At 58.8% G+C, this 386-nt stretch carries 1 pseudogene; it reads left to right on the forward strand.

The annotated features are described in order from the left end of the window. Positions 1 to 253: pseudogene (locus LB462_RS31030) on the forward strand (hypothetical protein); the annotation flags it as partial. Positions 254 to 386: the final 133 nt, after the last annotated feature.

A 386-nucleotide genomic window follows, 5' to 3' on the forward strand; every position in this document is an offset into this window, starting at 1 on the left:
CGGCTTCCAGCCCGGAGACAAGATCGATCTAGGCGGTATCGATGCCAATGGCGGCGCGGGCGGGAACCAGTCCTTCACGCTGGTTGCAGGCTCGACACTGAGCGGTGCCGCACAACTGGTTGTCACGCATGAAACCCGCGAGGACGGCGAATATACGATCGTCCAGGGCAGCGTCGATGGCGATAGCGGGGCAGAGTTGCGCTTGAGCATCAAGGGCAACCACGACCTGACCAACTCGGACTTCCATCTGTAGTCCGCGAACTGACGGCGAGCCGCAATAACCGGCTCGCCGCCCTATACTAATAACAAAAAGGGGGGCACGAGAATGCGTTCAAGATTTGATTTTACCAATCCTGCGAGCAACATGGCTCGCCATAGGCCGTTCC

Origin of the sequence: Phyllobacterium chamaecytisi, from assembly GCF_020164455.1 — a bacterium.
Taxonomy (GTDB): Bacteria; Pseudomonadota; Alphaproteobacteria; order Rhizobiales; family Rhizobiaceae; genus Phyllobacterium; species Phyllobacterium chamaecytisi.